This window comes from Gordonia sp. Z-3, from assembly GCF_036233855.1.
In the GTDB taxonomy this organism is placed as follows: Bacteria; Actinomycetota; Actinomycetes; order Mycobacteriales; family Mycobacteriaceae; genus Gordonia; species Gordonia tangerina.
On sequence record NZ_JAZARS010000019.1, the window covers coordinates 110,354 to 127,435 of the forward strand.

The 17,082-nt window shown below is 66.1% G+C and carries 14 protein-coding genes; 10 read left to right on the forward strand and 4 right to left on the reverse strand.

What is annotated here, in order from left to right:
• The first annotated feature begins 103 nt into the window (after positions 1–103).
• The 3 genes from VX037_RS20160 to VX037_RS20170 all read left to right on the forward strand — a co-directional run bounded on the left by VX037_RS20160 (position 104) and on the right by VX037_RS20170 (position 1,712).
• A complete protein-coding gene (locus VX037_RS20160) occupies positions 104–931 on the forward strand; it encodes an SDR family oxidoreductase (RefSeq protein WP_328715589.1) in 828 nt (275 codons plus the stop codon).
• A gap of 116 nt (positions 932–1,047) precedes the next feature.
• Complete coding sequence (locus VX037_RS20165) at positions 1,048–1,269, forward strand: hypothetical protein (RefSeq protein WP_235726041.1); 222 nt, start codon at positions 1,048–1,050, stop codon at positions 1,267–1,269.
• 56 nt (positions 1,270–1,325) lie between these two features.
• Positions 1,326–1,712, forward strand: coding sequence for a DUF2255 family protein (locus tag VX037_RS20170; RefSeq protein ID WP_235726040.1), 387 nt, complete (start codon positions 1,326–1,328; stop codon positions 1,710–1,712).
• Positions 1,713–1,727: 15 nt separating this feature from the next.
• Here the strand turns inward: VX037_RS20170 and VX037_RS20175 are convergent, their stop codons facing one another.
• Positions 1,728–2,111: a type II toxin-antitoxin system death-on-curing family toxin gene (locus VX037_RS20175; RefSeq protein WP_328715591.1), complete on the reverse strand. Its 384-nt coding sequence runs from the start codon at positions 2,109–2,111 to the stop codon at positions 1,728–1,730.
• The gene (locus VX037_RS20180) at positions 2,108–2,314 is read right to left on the reverse strand and encodes a CopG family transcriptional regulator (RefSeq protein WP_266063571.1); all 207 of its coding nucleotides are present in this window, start codon (positions 2,312–2,314) and stop codon (positions 2,108–2,110) included. The genes VX037_RS20175 and VX037_RS20180 overlap by 4 nt, the downstream gene beginning before the upstream one ends.
• Positions 2,315–2,419: 105 nt before the next feature.
• Here VX037_RS20180 and VX037_RS20185 point away from each other — a divergent pair, with 105 nt between their 5' ends.
• The 6 genes from VX037_RS20185 to VX037_RS20210 all read left to right on the forward strand — a co-directional run bounded on the left by VX037_RS20185 (position 2,420) and on the right by VX037_RS20210 (position 12,635).
• A complete protein-coding gene (locus tag VX037_RS20185; protein ID WP_328715592.1) occupies positions 2,420–3,862 on the forward strand; it encodes a DUF3375 domain-containing protein in 1,443 nt (480 codons plus the stop codon).
• A complete protein-coding gene (locus tag VX037_RS20190; RefSeq protein ID WP_328715593.1) occupies positions 3,859–4,437 on the forward strand; it encodes a DUF4194 domain-containing protein in 579 nt (192 codons plus the stop codon). Before VX037_RS20185 ends, VX037_RS20190 begins: the two co-directional genes overlap by 4 nt.
• A complete protein-coding gene (locus VX037_RS20195) occupies positions 4,430–7,831 on the forward strand; it encodes an ATP-binding protein (protein WP_328715594.1) in 3,402 nt (1,133 codons plus the stop codon). Before VX037_RS20190 ends, VX037_RS20195 begins: the two co-directional genes overlap by 8 nt.
• Complete coding sequence (locus VX037_RS20200; RefSeq protein ID WP_328715596.1) at positions 7,828–8,976, forward strand: Wadjet anti-phage system protein JetD domain-containing protein; 1,149 nt, start codon at positions 7,828–7,830, stop codon at positions 8,974–8,976. Before VX037_RS20195 ends, VX037_RS20200 begins: the two co-directional genes overlap by 4 nt.
• A gap of 225 nt (positions 8,977–9,201) precedes the next feature.
• Positions 9,202–10,623 carry an aldehyde dehydrogenase family protein gene (locus VX037_RS20205; RefSeq protein ID WP_328715597.1) on the forward strand — a complete coding sequence of 474 codons (1,422 nt, stop codon included), beginning with the start codon at positions 9,202–9,204 and terminating at the stop codon, positions 10,621–10,623.
• 41 nt (positions 10,624–10,664) lie between these two features.
• A complete protein-coding gene (locus tag VX037_RS20210; RefSeq protein WP_328715598.1) occupies positions 10,665–12,635 on the forward strand; it encodes a GMC family oxidoreductase in 1,971 nt (656 codons plus the stop codon).
• A 19-nt stretch (positions 12,636–12,654) separates the two neighbouring features.
• On the opposite strand, the gene VX037_RS20215 is transcribed toward VX037_RS20210, so the two are convergent.
• Positions 12,655–13,923, reverse strand: a complete 1,269-nt coding sequence (locus VX037_RS20215; protein ID WP_328715600.1) for a PucR family transcriptional regulator — start codon at positions 13,921–13,923, stop codon at positions 12,655–12,657.
• A gap of 136 nt (positions 13,924–14,059) precedes the next feature.
• On the opposite strand from VX037_RS20215, the gene VX037_RS20220 reads away from it, so the two are divergent.
• Entirely contained in the window at positions 14,060–15,544 is a 1,485-nt protein-coding gene (locus VX037_RS20220) for a class I adenylate-forming enzyme family protein (protein WP_328715601.1), read from the forward strand.
• Positions 15,545–15,563: 19 nt separating this feature from the next.
• Here VX037_RS20220 and VX037_RS20225 read toward each other — a convergent pair whose 3' ends face one another.
• Entirely contained in the window at positions 15,564–16,868 is a 1,305-nt protein-coding gene (locus VX037_RS20225; protein WP_328715603.1) for an MFS transporter, read from the reverse strand.
• Between the last annotated feature and the right edge of the window lie 214 nt (positions 16,869–17,082).

Below are 17,082 nucleotides of genomic sequence, written 5' to 3' on the forward strand. Positions count from 1 at the left end.
TTGATACTAGACCGCCCGCTCGGCAGCAAGCACACGATGTGTCGATTCGGTGCAATGGACGTTGACGCCAGCGATGGAACACGTTCTAATGCGTCGCGTGGACATGACAGGAAAATCGGTCCTGGTGACCGGCGGCGGTACCGGCATTGGCGCGGGGATCGCATCCGTGTTGGTCGAGTGCGGCGCCACCGTCACCATCGTCGGTCGCACTGCCGAGCGTCTCGAGAACACGGCAGCGAAACTGAACGCGTCGTCGGGATGTGCCTCCGTGCACACCCATGTCGCTGACGTCACGGACGAGGAGCAGATCGCGGAAGCGGTCCGAACCGCGAGTGGTCGTGGCGGCCTGCACGGCGCGGTGGCCTGCGCCGGCGGCAGCGAGACGATCGGCCCGATCACCCAGATGGACTCGGACGCCTGGAAGCGTACTGTCGACCTCAACGTCAACGGGACCATGTTCACGCTTAAACACTCCGCGCGCGAACTGGTTCGAGCCGGCGGCGGGTCGTTTGTCGCGATCTCGTCGATCGCCGCGAGCAATACTCATCGGTGGTTCGGCGCCTACGGGGTCACCAAGTCCGCGGTGGACCACATGGTGGCCTTGGCCGCCGACGAGTTGGGCACAAGTGGTGTGCGGGTCAACGGGATACGGCCCGGCCTGGTGCGCACCGACCTGGTGGCCGCAGTGCTCGACGACAAATCACTCAGCGGGGACTACCGCATCAACACCCCGCTGCCCCGGATCGGCGAGGTCGACGACATCGGCTGGATGGCGGCGTTTCTGCTCAGCGAGCGTTCTGGCTGGATCACCGGGCAGGTGATCAATGTCGATGGCGGTCAAATGCTTCGCCGCGGACCGGATTTCAGTTCGATGCTGGAACCGCTGTTCGGCACCGACGGGTTGCGCGGGGTCGTCGAGGAATCGTCCTGACGCGCATCGCTCCTCGGTACTGGCCGACGCCACTCGGTAGTGCGGCCCGCCGAAATCACCCATTGCCACACCGATATCGGCATCCTGGAGTGGTCGTCACGTCAGGAAGGTGACCGATGGGCGAACTCGACAACACGGTGAACGTGGTGATGCTGCTCCTGGTTCTCGGTACTGGCATCGCGGCCACCGCGTGCGCGATCGCGGCCGCGTACGTCTACCTGCGTCCGGGTCGCGACCGCTCCGCCGGCGATCGACTCGCCAAGCGGTGGTTGGTGGCGACCGCGATCCTCGGGTTCACCGCCATCGGTTTGCGGTTCGTGTGGGTGCTGCTGCTCTGACTGTCGCGCACATCGGAGCCACCTGCACGTCGTCCGGCGGTCGGTACCCTGACGGCATGAGCGGACGCTGGTCGCTGGACATGTTGTCGACCGTCGAGGCCATGCGGGAATTGGAGATCGCCGCACGCCGCCCCGATGGCCGATTGCTGCGCTTCACGCCAGTCTGGGTGGTGCGGTCCGAGGACGCCGTCTATGTCCGCACCTGGTATCGGCGCGAGTCCGGTTGGTATGGCCACGCATCGGCTTCCGGCATGGCTCGCGTGCGGCTCGGCGCGGACGAGCTCGACGTATCAGTCACCGACGTAGGTGCGCTCGTCGGCCGACTTCGGGAAGCGGTCGACGCGTCGTATCACGCGAAGTACGGAGGGCCCGGATCCGGCTCGGTCGACCGGATGGTGGGCGACGAGGCAGCACAGACGACGCTGCGGTTGATGCCTGTGTAGGCGATGCTGCCCCGGTCACGGGCTACGTTGACTCCAGGTCCGCAGCTGATCTGCGATGCGATCAAGTGCGTCCACGCCACCGGTCGCCACGTCGATGACGAATGCGAAACGGTCATTCTCCGACGCCGTGATCCACTGCCCGTTCAAGCCCAGAAATGTCAGGCACACCGCCCAGGCAGTTCGCTTGTTGCCATCGACGAGCGCGTGGTTGCGCGTCAACGACTGCACCAGCGCCGCAGCCTTCAGATGAATGTCGGGGTACGCGTCCTCGCCGAAGACGGATGCGCGAGGCCGTGCCAGTGCGGACTCGAGCAGTCCGTAGTCGCGAATGTCGGGAGGTGCGCCGAGTGCGAGTCTCGCTATCTCGAGTACGTCTTCGAGGTCGAGATACTCGGTCATGCGTCCTTGAGCCGCTCCAACACGCCCGCTTCTTCGCTGACAACCCGACGCGCAACCGCGCTTACCTTCGCCTTGTGTTCGCGTCGCGCGATGTACTCGTCGATCGCCGACAGCGCGACCGCTTGCATGGAACGGCCTTCGGCTTCGGCCTGTCGCCGCAAGGCCTCTGTCTGCGCCTCACTGGTCCGCAATGTCATACCCACCCCCGAGACGATACCAGTGTGATACCACCCCTTGGATCGAGCACTGATCAATGGCGTACCAGACGTCGGCCTCTACCTGTCGGCCCCATTGCCTACCCTTGACCCGTGGACTTCGATGCATTCGGCAGCCTGTGGGATCGCCATCCCGCCTGGCGCCTGCTGCGTGCGCATAACTCCCCGCTCATCCTCACGTTCCTCGGGAACTACTTCGTGGAAGGCAATCGCGGGGCGAGCTCGGCAAGTGCCCTGGCCACAGCGCTGGACGACCTGTTGTATGACCTCAACGGTGTGTCGCCGGCCGAGGACGGCCAGCCTCGTTTCCCGAAGGAACCGCGCGCCTACCTCGAGGACTGGGCGGCCACCGAGGCCGGGTTCCTGCGCCGCTTCTACCCGCCCGGTGACGACGAGGTCCACTACGAGGTGACCCCCGCCTTCGAAAAGGCCTACGCGTGGGTGGTGTCGCTGCAGGGCCGCTCGTTTGTGGGCACCGAATCGCGGCTGCACACCGTCGTCGAACTGCTGCGGCAGATCGTGCACGGCACCGAGGCCGACCCGGAGATCCGGCTTGCCGAGCTACGCCGCCGTCGCGCCGAGATCGACGCCGAGATCGAGGCGGTCGAGTCCGGCGACGTCTCGGTGCTCGATGAGACCGGCGTTCGCGACCGGTACCAGCAGATGTCGGCGACCGCGCGTCAACTTCTCTCCGACTTCCGCGAGGTCGAGGACAATTTTCGTCTGCTCGACCGTGCCGCGCGCGAAAAGATCGCGTCCTGGGACGGCCCCAAGGGTGAGTTGCTCGCCGAGCTGGTGGGCAGCCGCTCGGAGATCGCCGGTTCCGACCAGGGCCGCAGCTTCCAGTCGTTCTACGAGTTCCTGCTCTCCGACGCCCGGCAGCGGGAGCTGTCGGATCTGCTAGCCACGGTGTCATCACTTGACATCGTCGATGCCGACCGCCGCATCCGCGGCATCCACCACGACTGGTCGGAAGCCGCCGATCGGACCCAACGCACGGTGCGCCAGATCTCCGAACAACTCCGGCGGTTCCTCGACGATCAGGTGTGGCTGGAGAACCGCCGCGTCCTCGACCTCGTTAGATCAGTGGAGGCGACCGCCCTCGGGATCCGCGGCCGGGAACCACGTTTCGGACTCGAAGTCGATCAGCCGGGCATCGAGATCGTTTTGCCCTTCGAGCGACCGCTGTACCAGCAGCCCGCTGCGGTGACCGTGGAGAGCACCATCGGCGATGCGACCGAGCAGGTCGATGCGGACCTGCTGTTCACCCAGACGTTCGTCGACCAGGCCCGGCTGGCCGCCAACATCCGCACCATCCTGCCGGAGAGGTCGTCGGCGTTGCTGTCCGACGTCGTCGACATGTACCCGATCGAGCAGGGTGCGGCCGAGATCGTCGGCTACCTTGCACTCAACGACGACGACGTCAGCGTCGACATCGATGACACCGACGAGACGCTGCTGGAATACCCCGACCCCGACGACCCCGAGACCACCAAACGGGCACGGCTACCGAGAGTCACGGTGAGGCGACGATGACCGACGAACGTGCTGTCGCGAGCGCGATCATCCGGCTGATGCAGGGTGTGGTGTATCGCGAGTCCGACGAGGACACCTGGGGCACCCTCGAACGGTCCGGCGCCGGGGTGCGCGATCACTTCGCCACCATCGGCGTCGACGTGGTTGTCGACGATTCCGAAGGCTACGCCTATCTGCGGTCACGCCCGGAAGAAGAAGGTGACGAACCACTCCCGCGGCTGGTGCGTCGACGTGCGTTGACCTACAACGTGAGCCTGCTGCTGGTGTTGCTGCGTAAACGGTTGCTGGAGTTCGAGATCACCGGCGGCGAAGGACGACTCGTACTGTCGACCGAGCAGATCGTGGAGATGCTACGGCTGTTCCAAGCCGAATCCACCAACGAGGCGCGGCTGGTCGACCAGGCGGAGACGACGATCAAGAAGACCGTCGAACTCGGTTTCCTGCGGCAGCTGCGCGGGCAGACCGACCAGTGGGAGGTCCGGCGAATCATCAAGGCCTACATCGACGCTCAGACCCTGTCGGACTTCGCCGGCAAGTTGCGCGAGTATTCCGGGACGGCGAGCGCCGATGAGTGAGGGACTGTTCTCATCGGTCGAACTCGCCGCACCGAACGGCGGCGCCGGCTTCCGGCTACAGCATGTCGAGGTGTTGAACTGGGGAACCTTCGATCGGCAGGTGTGGCGGCTGACACCCAACACCGACACCGCGCTGCTGACCGGCGACATCGGTTCGGGCAAGTCCACCTTGGTCGATGCGGTGACCACGCTGCTGATGCCCGCACACAAGATCGCCTACAACAAGGCCGCCGGTGCCGAGGCCAAAGAACGCACACTGCGCTCCTATGTCGAGGGCCACTACAAGTCGGAACGCCAAGAGGCGACCGGACGGTCCCGCGCCAAGGGCTTGCGGCAGGATCGCAGCACCTACTCGGTGATCCTGGGCGTGTTCACCAACCCCGGCTACGACGAAACCGTCACCCTCGCACAGGTTTTCCAGCAACGCGACAGCGCGGGGCAGCCGTACCGCTTCTACGTCACCGCGACCAAGCAGCTCGCCATCGCCACCGACTTCGCCGACTTCGGCTCCGATCTGCGAGATCTGCGCAAACGGCTGCGCTCGGGCGGCGCCGACGTCGTCGACGAGTTCCCCAAGTACTCCACCTCGCTGCGTCGGCTGCTCGGCATCCGGTCCGAGCAGGCCTTGGAGTTGTTGCACCAGACAGTGTCGATGAAGTCGGTCGGCAATCTCAACGACTTCGTCCGCGGCCACATGCTCGAACCCAGCGATTCCACCGACCGGGTGCGCGACATCATCGGCCACTTCGACGACCTCACCAAAGCCCACGACGCGGTCAAACGGGCCCGCGAACAGCTCGAGGCGCTCGACCCGATCGTGGCGACCGCACAGAAATACGATGCGGCGCTGGCCGAACGGGATGCCCTGGACCTGCAGCGGGCTGCGGTGCGACTGTTCATCGCCGAGCACCGCTCCGGGCTCCTCGCCGACGAGATCGCCACTCTGACCGCCGAGGGCGAACGCCTGCTGCGCGAACAGGACGAGACCAAGGCGCAGCAACGGAATCTGAGCCACGAACGCGAGTCGCTCATCGAGGAACGCGCCCGGGCCGGCGGTGACCGGGTCGGCGAACTGGAACGGCTCACCGCCGTCGCGCGCGACGACGTGCGCAAACGCCGGCACGGTCGCACGTTGTTCGACACGACGGTGACCGACGCCGCATTCGAGCCGGTGACCACCGCGGAACAATTCACCGCCCTGCGTGGGCTGGTCACCGATGAGCGACCGCGGCTGGCCGAGACCAAACGCACCCTCGACGCGTCGACGGCCGATGCCATCGGACGCGAGAAAGACGCGGCTCGCCGGTGTGACGCCATCCGCGACGAACTCGACGACCTCGCCAACCGCACCAGCAATCTGCCGCCCGATCAGGTGCAACTGCGCGATCAATTGTGCATCGATCTGGGTTTGACGCATGAGGATCTGCCCTATGCGGGTGAGCTTCTCGACGTCGACGAGGAGCACGCGCAGTGGCGCGGTGCGGCGGAGCGGGTGCTGCGCGGGTTCGCGTTGTCGCTACTGGTGCCGCAGCAGCACTACGAGGCGGTCGCGCAGTGGGTCAACGGCCGACGGCTCACCTTCCAGGGCGCCGGTGGGCGGACCGTCGGCGCGAAACTCGTCTACGAGCGGGTGCCTGCGCGGCGGGTTCCGTTGCAGCGTCAGGATTCCGGAACGATGCTGCTCGCCGACTGCCTGGAGATCAAGCAGGGACCGTTCGAGGACTACCTGCGTGACGAACTGATCAAACGTGCCGACCATCAGTGCGCGGCAACGCTCGAGGAGTTCCGCGCGGCGAAGCGGGCGGTCACCCGCGAAGGCCAGGTCCGCTCCGGCGGGCGGCATGAGAAGGACGATCGGCACCGCGTCGACGATCCCCGGCGGTGGGTGTTGGGTTGGGCCAACGAACGCAAGATCGCCGCGCTGCGTGAGGATCTCGACGACCTCGACGGTAAGCGCGCGGCGGCGGCCGCCGAGGTGACGACCCTGTCGGAGGAACGCGACGCGCTGCAGAGCCGCCGAGAGGCGCTCGCTCGGCTCGACGGCTTTCACTCCTGGGCCGACCTCGACGTCGACGAGGCGCAGCGCCGTGCCGACCAGTACGAGGCCGAACGCGCCCGACTGGAGTCGGGTTCGTCGCGGCTGAAGGAGATCACCACGGCGTTGGAACGCAATGCCGAACTCGCGGCGCAGGTGGCCGCCGTGATCGACGAACTCACCGGCACACTCGCCACCACCGCTGCGACCACCCATCAGGCGCAGCAGCACAAGAAGCGCGACGATGAGTTCATCGCACAGCATTCCGAGGCCGACCTCACGACTGCCCGCGCGTCGTATGCAGCGCTGACGGATCGAGTCTCCGGAGCCCTGCCGAACCGTGCCGCCGAGTGCGCGGCCACGGAGAACTCGCTGTCGTCTGCGCTGCACCAGCGGATTGAGCGACTCACGCGCGAGCTGGGTGGGTTCGGTCAGAGTTTGGCCCAACAGATGGCCGAGGTGCTCCGACGCTGGCCGGATCTGCGGGCCGACATGGATGCCAGTGTCGATGCTCGCGCCGACTTCGTCGCATTCCGCGAACGCGTTGCCGGCGACGACTTGCCGCGGTTCGAGTTCGAGTTCAAGGAACAGTTGAACAAGAACGCCATTCAGGAACTCGCCGGTTTCAACAATTGGCTGCACCGCCAGGCCGCGTCGATCGACGAGCGGGTGGCCCGTATCAACGAAGCATTGGGCGCAGTGCCCTACAACCCAGGCCGCTACATCCGGCTGGAACGCGAGTCCACCACGAATCAGGATGTGGCCCAGTTCCGTGCCGATCTGCGCAACCTGACCAATGACAGCCTCGCCGTCGACGGCGACCAGTACTCCGAGCAACGCTTCCTGGATGTCAAACGCATCATTGAACGGTTCCGTGGTCGGGACGGGCATGCTGACGCCGACAAGAACTGGACGCGACGGGTCACTGACGTCCGCAACTGGTTTGTGTTCTCCGCCTCTGAGCGCGACGTCGACACAGACGTCGAGTGGGAGCATTACAGCGACTCCGACGGCAAATCCGGTGGTCAGAAGGAGAAACTCGCGTACACCATCCTCGCGGCGTCGCTGGCGTATCAGTTCGGACTCGAGTGGGGTGTGGAGAAGTCCCGGGACTTCCGGTTCGCGGTGATCGACGAGGCGTTCGGGCGCGGCTCCGATGTGTCGACGCGGTACGCACTGGATCTGTTCGCCAAACTCGGCCTGCAGCTGCTCATTGTGACGCCGCTGCAGAAGGTGCACGTGATCGAGCCGTATGTGAAGGCCATCGGCTTCGTCGACAACCCGACCGGCACGTTCTCCCGACTGCAGACGATGACGATCGAGGAGTATCGGTCGCGCCGCGACGGACGACTGAAGTGAGCCGAACCTGGAGCACCCCCGACGACATCGCCGCCAAGGTCCGACGGCGATGGGATGACGGATCGCTGTTGCGGGCGCATGCCGACCGGAAACCGTTTGAGCCCATCGAGGTTCCGTTGCGCGGCCCGACCGCCTCGGAGATCGGCGCCGACGTCGGTGCCGCCCGCGAGTGGGTGACCGCGCTGGACGCCGGACGCCGAGACGACCGACGCTACACGCTGCAGTGGCAGTCGGTGGGTGGGCGCCACGTCGGCCGCAACCAACTGCCGGCCCGCGCCGTGGTGTCCTCGTTCGAGCAGGCGTGGGCGTTGCTGGGCGTCGCAGCCACCGTCCGGCGGTTCGACGAGCTTCTCGAGCTCGCGCACAGCCATCGCGCAGTTCGCTCCTGGCTGCTCCGGTATCCCCTGCGCGCACTCGAATTGGCCACGGATATGCCACGACTGGTCGCTGCTTATGCCTGGCTCGACGACCAGCGCGACTCGGGTCGCTACCTGCGGGAGATCAGCGCACCCGGTGTCGACACCAAGTTCGCCGAACGCCACCGCACGGTGCTGGCGGCGATGCTCGAGGTGTCGTCGACGTCGTCGGGCTTCCTGTCGGGGTTGGGGCTACAGGGCAAGCCCGAGTTCGTGCGGCTGCGGCCCGCGGCGACGTTGGGCTTACCCTCGCCGCTGACCGAACTCACCGCCCGCGCCGACGAAGTCGCTCGCCTCGACCTGCGTCCACGCAGTGTGCTCGTGATCGAGAACGAGATCACCTATCTCAGCGTCGACGTTCCGGAAGACGGGATGGTGCTGTGGGGTAAAGGGTTCGAGGTAGATAGAATCGGGCGCCTGCCCTGGCTCGCCGACGTGCCGATTCTCTATTGGGGTGACCTCGACACCCACGGCTTCGCGATCCTCGACCGGCTGCGGGCCTGGCTGCCGCAGACCGAGTCGGTGCTGATGGATCGGGAAACCTTGATGTCGCACCGGGACCGCTGGGTAACCGAGCAACGTCCCGCGTCGTCGGATCTGACGCATCTGACCCACAGTGAGCACGACCTCTACACCGACCTCGTCTCCGATGCCCTCGGCGAGCGTGTTCGCCTCGAGCAGGAACGGATCGATTGGTCGTGGGTCCGACAGCGCCTCGAACTCACGTAGTGACAACGACGAGACCTGGCCGCCCGACAGATGGGTTCGCCGGGGCCGGCCGCTGACTTCGGCGGACGCGATGTCGATATACCGCAACGCGTTGGCGCCTAGGTGACGACTCGTGTGCGACCGCCCACCCAGTCGGTAACAGAGTATGCGGGCGCACATGGCTCCTCAGATCGACCGCACGCACTATGCGGTGACCGAAGCCACATCAAACCTCAGGAGGCGTGCATGATCACCCGCTCCACCCAGTTCATCGACGGATCATGGATCGAATCCGAGTCCACCGAGACCATCGACGTCACCGACGCCGGTAGCGGCGAAGTGATGGCGACCGTCCCGGCCGGCACATCTGCCGACGTCGACAAAGGAGTTGCAGCGGCACGGGCGGCGTTCCCGGCATGGTCGCGGCTCGACGTCGCGGAGCGGGTCGGCTATCTGAAGTTGGCGGCCGAAGAGCTGGCCCGCCGCCAGAACGAGGTCGCCGCACTGATCAGCCGCGAGGTCGGTATGCCCTATCCGACCAGCAACGTCGTGCAGGTGGGCCTGCCGATGATGACGCTGTCGTCGGTGCAGCAGATCGCGATGGACTACACCTTCTCCGAACGTGTCTACAACTCGCTGGTGGTGCGCAAGCCGATCGGCGTCGTCGCATCCATCACCCCGTGGAACTACCCACTGCACCAGATCATGGCCAAGGTTGCCCCGGCGCTCGCGGTCGGCTGCACCGTGGTTGCCAAACCCAGCGAGGTCGCACCACTCAACGCGTTCGCGCTGGCCGAGATCTTCGAGGCGATCGGTCTGCCGCGCGGCGTGTTCAATCTCGTCACCGGCTACGGGCAAACCGTGGGTGAGGCCATGGTCGCGCATCCAGCAGTCGATATGGTCACCTTCACCGGGTCGACCGCGGCCGGCAAGCGCATCGGCGCGGTCGCGGCCGCCACCGTCAAACGGGTCGCCCTCGAACTCGGCGGCAAGTCACCGTTCGTCGTCCTCGACGACGCGGATCCCGTCGCGGCGGTCACCGCGGTGTCCAACGCGTGCTACCTCAACTCCGGTCAGACCTGCATCGCCCTGACCCGCCTCATCGTGCCCGCCGCCCGCAAGGCCGAGTACGAGGCGATTGCCAAGGCCGCAGCCGAGCAGGTGCAGGTGGGCGACCCGTTCGACCCGACCACCGTGATCGGACCGGTGGTGTCGCAAACCCAGCTCGACCGCGTGCGTGACTACATCCGCCTCGGTGTCGAGGAAGGCGCCACGTTGCTGACCGGTGGTCCCGAGACCCCCGAGGGTCTCGACAAGGGTTTCTACGTCCGCCCGACCGTATTCACCGACACCACACCCGACATGCGGATCGTGAAGGAGGAAATCTTTGGTTCGGTGCTGGTCATCCAGACCTACGAGACCGAGGACGAGGCCGTGGCACTGGCAAACGACTCGATCTACGGCCTGAACGCCGGCGTGTACTCCGCCGACGTCGACCGTGCGGTCGCCTTCGGGATGCGCCTGGAATCGGGCCAGGTCCAGATCAACGACGGCGCTTTCAACGTGCATGCCCCGTTCGGCGGGGTGAAGCAGTCCGGCAACGGCCGTGAGCTCGGCGAGGTCGGATTCGAGGACTTCCTCGAGACGACGTCCCTTCAGCTGCCCTGAGCCCGTTCAGATCCGACCACCGAGAACCAGAAAGACCTGACATGACCGAAACGCTGTTCACCGATGTCCGTCGCGAGACCCTCGCCGCGCTCGTCGATACGTACGTCGCTGCTGTGCCGCACGACGGTGACGACCCGCATGGATTCTTCGCCACCACCGGAAGTGAGCTCGGCGCACACCTCGCCGTCGAGCAGTACCTGACCGACAAGGTTCCCTCCGAGCAGCTCGCGGGTCTGATGCAGCTCATCGACACCTTCGTGTTGACCGGGCTGAAGAATCAGCCGCTACACATCCGCGAGACCATCGTCGGCGTGGTATCCCGGATCGCCCCGGAGGCGGCTGCCGGCTTGGGCGCGGTGCGCCAGTTGGCGATCAACTTCGCTTATGCGATCACCGACGCCGATGGCCATTCCCCCCTGCTCGACGGCATGGGCGTTCCCGGCACCCCGGACATCGCCGATCGTCGCGGCGCCACGCTCGTCGTCCGAGACACCGTCGCCGACGAAGTCATCGAGTGCGATGCAGTCATCGTCGGCTCGGGTTCCGGTGGTGGTGTCGCGGCAGCCGAACTGGCCACGGCCGGCAAACGGGTGATCGTGCTGGAGGCCGGCGGATACCACACCGAGGCCGACTTCGGATTGACCGAACTCGCTGCGTATCAGCAGTTATGCCTCAACGGCGGCGTGTTCCCGACCGCCGATGGCATGGTCAACGTCGTCGCCGGTAGCACGGTCGGTGGCGGTTCCACGGTGAACTGGTCCAACTCCGTGCCCTTGCCGCAGCGGTTGCGTCGGCGGTGGGCCGAGGAGTTCGGGCTCACTGATGTCGACACCCCGGCGTTCGAGGAGCACGTTCAGGCGGTGCTCGCCCGCATTCAGGCCAATGACAAGGTCGCCTACCAGAACGGACCGCACACCAAACCTTCGATCGGCGCCGAAGAGCTCGGTTGGTCGTACCGCCGGGCGGCTCTCAATGTCGATCCGGAACTGTTCGACTCCGCGCTGTCGGCGTTCAGCGGGTACGGCGATGCGACCGGCGCCAAGCAGGGCACCATGCGCACCTACCTCCAGGATGCCAGCGATGCCGGCGCCGAGCTGATCGTGCGTGCCCGCGCCCGCCGGATCATCGTCGAGAATGGCTGTGCTGCCGGCGTTCTGGTCGACATCATGGGCGATGACGGCGCTCCGCGGCACACCGTCACCGTGTCTGGCTCGACCGTCGTGGCCGCAGCCGGAAGCATGGAGACGCCCGCGCTGCTGCTGCGTTCGGGGATCGGCGGGCCCGCCGCGGGCACCCGACTGAAGCTGCATCCGGCCGGACTCGTCAGCGGCCTCTACGGCGATGAGGACCTGGCGCCGTTCAACGGTCCCGCACAGGCTGGAATCATGCACGAATTCGGTTCGGGCACAGACGATGCAAACGCTTTCCTGGTCGAGGGTGTACAGCAGTTCCCGGGCCTGTACGCCTCGGTGACACCCTGGCTGTCGGCGGCCCGCCACAAGGAGCTGACCGCCCGTTACCGGTCGCGTGCGGACTGGGTGTTCATCATCGAAGACCAGACCGGAGGTCGCATCAGCATCGACGATGAGGGTCGATCGGTCGCGACCTACCCGTTCGACGACGAGAGTGATCAGCGCACCTTCCGCGCTGCCGCGGTGGCGTGTATCCGGATGCATGTCGCCGCCGGCGCCGACACCATCTGGGTGGGCGGTCAGGCATTCGAGCCGTGGCGCCGCGGCGACGACGTCGAGGCGTTCATCGCGCAGGTCGAGCAACTGCCGATGGGGCCAGGCGGCTTGGTGGCGTTCAGCGCCCACCAGATGGGTAGCGCCGCTCTCGGAGTCGACCCAGAAACCAGCGTCGCCGATGCGCGGGGCGAACTGCACGACACCCGCGGCGTGTGGATCGCCGACGCCAGCGGTATGCCGACCTGCTCGTCGGTGAACCCGATGGTCACCACGATGACCCTCGCCCGCCGGACAGCGCACGCCATCCTCGCCGAACAGGACTGACGTGTGGGGTGGGCCGTGGTCAGCCTGACTGTGGCCCACCCCTGATCGAACTGTCGGGGGACAGCACCGCCGCACCGAGTCGGTGCTGCAGTTCGAGAGCGAGGAACACCTGCAGGCGACGAGGCGCGATAGGGCGGCCCATCAGCGACTCCGCCCGTGCCACCCGCTGCAGGATGGTGTTGCGATGCGTGAACATCCGTTCCGCGGCCCGCGGGGCGGATTCGCCGGCTTCGAGATATACCCGCACGGTCTCGCGCAACGAGTCGAGTGCCGGGTCGGGGTCGGCCAGCCCACCGAGGGCATACCGCACGAACTCGGCCGCGCGGTCGGCGTCCTGCCCGGCGAGGGCTGCCGGGACAAGTTGGTCAAAGGTCAGCACCCGTCCACCACCGGCCGAGCCCATCGCGAATGGCTGCACGGTGACGGTCCGATTGTGTGCGCGACGAAATCCATCCGGACCGGTATCGGCGGGCCCTATCAAAACATCGACACCGTGCACGAGATCTGCGGTGGCCGAATGCCATCGGGCTTCGCTCACGCCGCTGCCGACCGCCAGCCACAACCACAGCTGTCCGGTCCCCGCAGGGTGGCTGATCCACCGAACGCCGAGCCGGCCGGCGATGTCGCCCGCCGCCCGCTCGAGGATGTCCGGTCCTGCGTCGACCGACCAGATGATCACAAAGGTGTGCGGCCCGTCGATGGGATAGCCGAGTCGCTGCGTCGCGGTGGCCGTATCGACCGGGGCGCCGTCGAGCAGCAGCCGCACCGTTTCCGCCCGCCGAGTCAATCCTCCCTGGTTGAGCTGGTCGCGCTGGTTCTGGATTTCCGATACCTCCAGAGCCAGAGCATCATTGACGTAGGCGAATACGAGGTCGGCGCTGCGTTCCAGGACGGTCATCAGTTCGGTCCGATCGTCGACGACCTCCGCGGCCACCGACATCCATTTGCGCCACAGCGCTTCCTGGCCGAATCGATACGCCTGGATCACCACGTCAACATCGACACCGCGGCGAACCAGATTGCGCGCTTTGTCGCGGGCCTCGGGTGGGACCTGAACGGTGACAGGGCGATCAGGCCGGACTGCTACCGAGTGCAGAAAATGCAGCACGGTCAGGCGATTGCTTGCGACTGTGTCGTGCGCGATGGCGGGATCATCGGCCAACGCCGGCGCCCCCTCGGCCACAGCGGTGTTGAGCTCGTCGATCGTGGTATCGGCAGTGGCCAGCATGCGGTCGGCGATGGACGCAATGAAATGCTCGGTGACCGATGACGGGAGCGAGGTGCTCATCACCAGATGCTAGGACGCCGATGTGCGACCGCACAATCGCCGACCTGTTCGGCAGACACTCGCCTATCGGTTTTGCCCACTGCGGCCTCTACCTTCGGACGTGATCTGACCGCCCCACCTCGAGAGGAGTCCAGTAGTGGACGCCGATGCCATTGTCACCCTTCCCGCCCGTCGTGCCGGCACCGACCCCGATGGCACCTGCCTCGCCGACAGCGCCGTCCGGTTGACCAACGCTGAATTCGCCGAGGCGGTGGTACGCGCGGCCGCTCATTTCGCAGCACTCGGTGTTCGTCGGGGCGACGTGGTGGCGGTGATGATGCCCAACCGAGTAGATCTCGTGGTCTCGATGTTCGCCGCGTGGCGACTGGGCGCTGCCTGCACCCCGATGAACCCCGCACTCACCTCCGACGAGGCGCTCTATCAGCTCGCTGACTCACAGGCAGCGGTCGTGGTGGCCGATGAGCCGAGTGCAGCCAAACTCGATGATGCGGCAGCCACCCTCGTCTCGGTGGCCGACCTCGGCACCATCGCGGGTGCACCAGACTTTCGCGGTGGGCAAGACACCGACGTCGCGCTGCTCATCTACACCAGTGGAACCACCGGCCGACCCAAGGGCGTGATCCTCGACCACGCCAATCTCACTGCCATGGCGTCGATGGCGATCGACTGGTTCGCTTTGACCTCCGCCGATCGCGCGCTGCTCATCCTGCCGCTGTTCCACATCAACGGGATCATGGCCAGCATCGTGGCGCCACTGTTGGTGGGCGGTAGTGCGATGATCGCGCCTCGCTTCGATCCGGCGGCCTTTTGGGGCGTCGTCACCGCTGAGCAGCCCACTTACACCTCCGGCGTGCCAACCATCTACTCCATGCTCGCCAACCTGCCCGGAGACGTTGTCGTCGAGCAGAACCCGCTGCGGTTCGCGATCTGCGGTGCGGCTCCGATGCCGCCCGGACTGATCTCCTCCTTCGATAGCCGCTACGGCGTACCGGTCGTCGAGGGCTACGGCCTGTCGGAGACGTCGGCGGCCTGCACCATCAATCCCATCGTCGGCGAACGCCGATCGGGATCGGTGGGCAAGCCACTACCGGGTGTTGAGATCCGGATCGTCGCAGAGGGTGCGGAGCAGCCGACCGGCTCCAGCGGCGAGGTCCAGGTGCGCGGTGCGAACGTGATGCGCGGCTATCTGGGCCGGCCGGACGCGACCGCGGAGGCCCTGCAGGACGGCTGGCTGCACACCGGGGATGTCGGCAAGCTCGATGAGGATGGTTACCTGTTCCTGGTCGATCGCGTCAAAGACATCATCATCCGTGGCGGAGAGAACATCTACCCGCAGGAAGTCGAGAACGTGTTGTTGCGTCACCCGGCTGTGGCGGAGGCAGCCGTCGTCGGACGCCCCGATGACACCTACGGCGAGCAACCCATCGCCGTGGTGGTGACCGCTCCCGGCACGACCGTCGATGCCGAGGACATCGAGTCATTCTGCCGGTCACGCCTGGCCCGCTACAAGGTGCCGCGCGACATCGTCGTAGTCGACGGTCTGCCGCGCAACAGCGTCGGCAAGGTGCTCAAGGGAACGGTCCGAGACATGGTTGGCCGACGAGCACCTGTGACCACCTGAACGCAGTGGGTGGGCCGCCTCAGTTCGGCACCGGGCGCCCCGACTGCTGTGACCAGAGTTCTGGATCCTCACGCAGCAGGCGCGCGCGGCCTTTGCGCCGAAACCGCCAGATCTGAGTGGCTCCGATCGCCCACAGCACGAACTGCGCCGACATCGCATAGGTGAAGGCTTCCGCTGGGTAGCCGGCCACGCCGTCGGGTGTGCGCCAATCGAGCAGGAGACCGATCAGGGCTGCGGTGGTAAGGCTGGCGAGAAATCCGCCCTGGTTGATGATTCCGGTAGCGGTGCTGACCCGGAACACCGGATTGGAGGTGCGGCCGAGGTCGAAGCCGACCATCGACGCGGGTCCGCCCATCCCGCAGATCACCACCAACACGACGAGCATCCACACCGGGGCGGCGCCCGGCCATGCCAACACCACCGCCCACGCGGTCGCGATGCTCGCGACCACAAGCAGCACCAGCGTGGACCGATGCCACGGCCAGCGGGTGATGAGCCACGCGAACGTGGGTCCGAACGCCATGATTGACAGCACCATCACGCTCAGCAGCACGCCGGCGGTCGCCGAACCGAGTCCCTGTCCCTCGACGAAGAACGGGTAACCCCACAGCAGGCCGAGCACCGTCGCGCTGAATTGGGTGGAGAAATGCATCCAGAACCCGAGCCGGGTGCCGGGATGTTCCCAGGAGTCCGTCAGGCTGGCCTTGATCCCCGCCAACCCCAGCATCGGCCCCGACACCGAGCGCGCCTCAGCCGAGTCGCGCACCACGATCAGTGTGGCCACGAGCAGCACACCGCCGAGCGCGGCCGTCGCGAGGTAGGCATGCGTCCAGCCCAACGTCGACAATGCCCAGGTCATCGGCACCGCCGCGGCCACCGCGCCCAGCTGTCCGAGCACCCCGGTCAGCTGCGTCATCAGCGGGATGCGCCGGGTCGGGAACCACGTGGTGACCAGCCGCAGCACGCACACGAAGGTCATCGCGTCGCCCACGCCGACGAAGAAGCGCGCAGAGAGCGCCCACAGATAGCTGTCGGCGAAGGCGAAACTGAGCTGCGCCGACGTCAGGATCAGCGTGCCGGTGAGCAATACCCGTCGTGGCCCGAACCGGTCCACCAGCAGGCCGACCGGTACCTGCATCAGCGCGTAGATCAGCAATTGCAGCACCACGAAGGTCGACAGCTGGGATGCGCTGATATCGAAGCGTTCGGCAGCAAGCAGGCCGGCCACACCCAACGACGACCGATGCAGCACGGCGACGAAGTACACCGTGAGACCGACGAGCCAGATGGCCATCGACTGAACGGGGCGGGAGGGAGCGGTCATGGTCGGACGCTGGCTTGTTGAAGAATATCGAACACTAGATTCATTGTCCGGCATGCGCATCACCGCGTCGTCCCCGGGGTTGCCGTGGATGTTGCGTGTGTGCCGGTGGGGGGTGCGTGGATGTTGCGCAGTTATGTGGCTCTTCCTGATTGACGGTGCGTGAAACAGGTTCTGGCGACCACAAGATGTGGGGTGAGGAAGATCGCGTGATGTG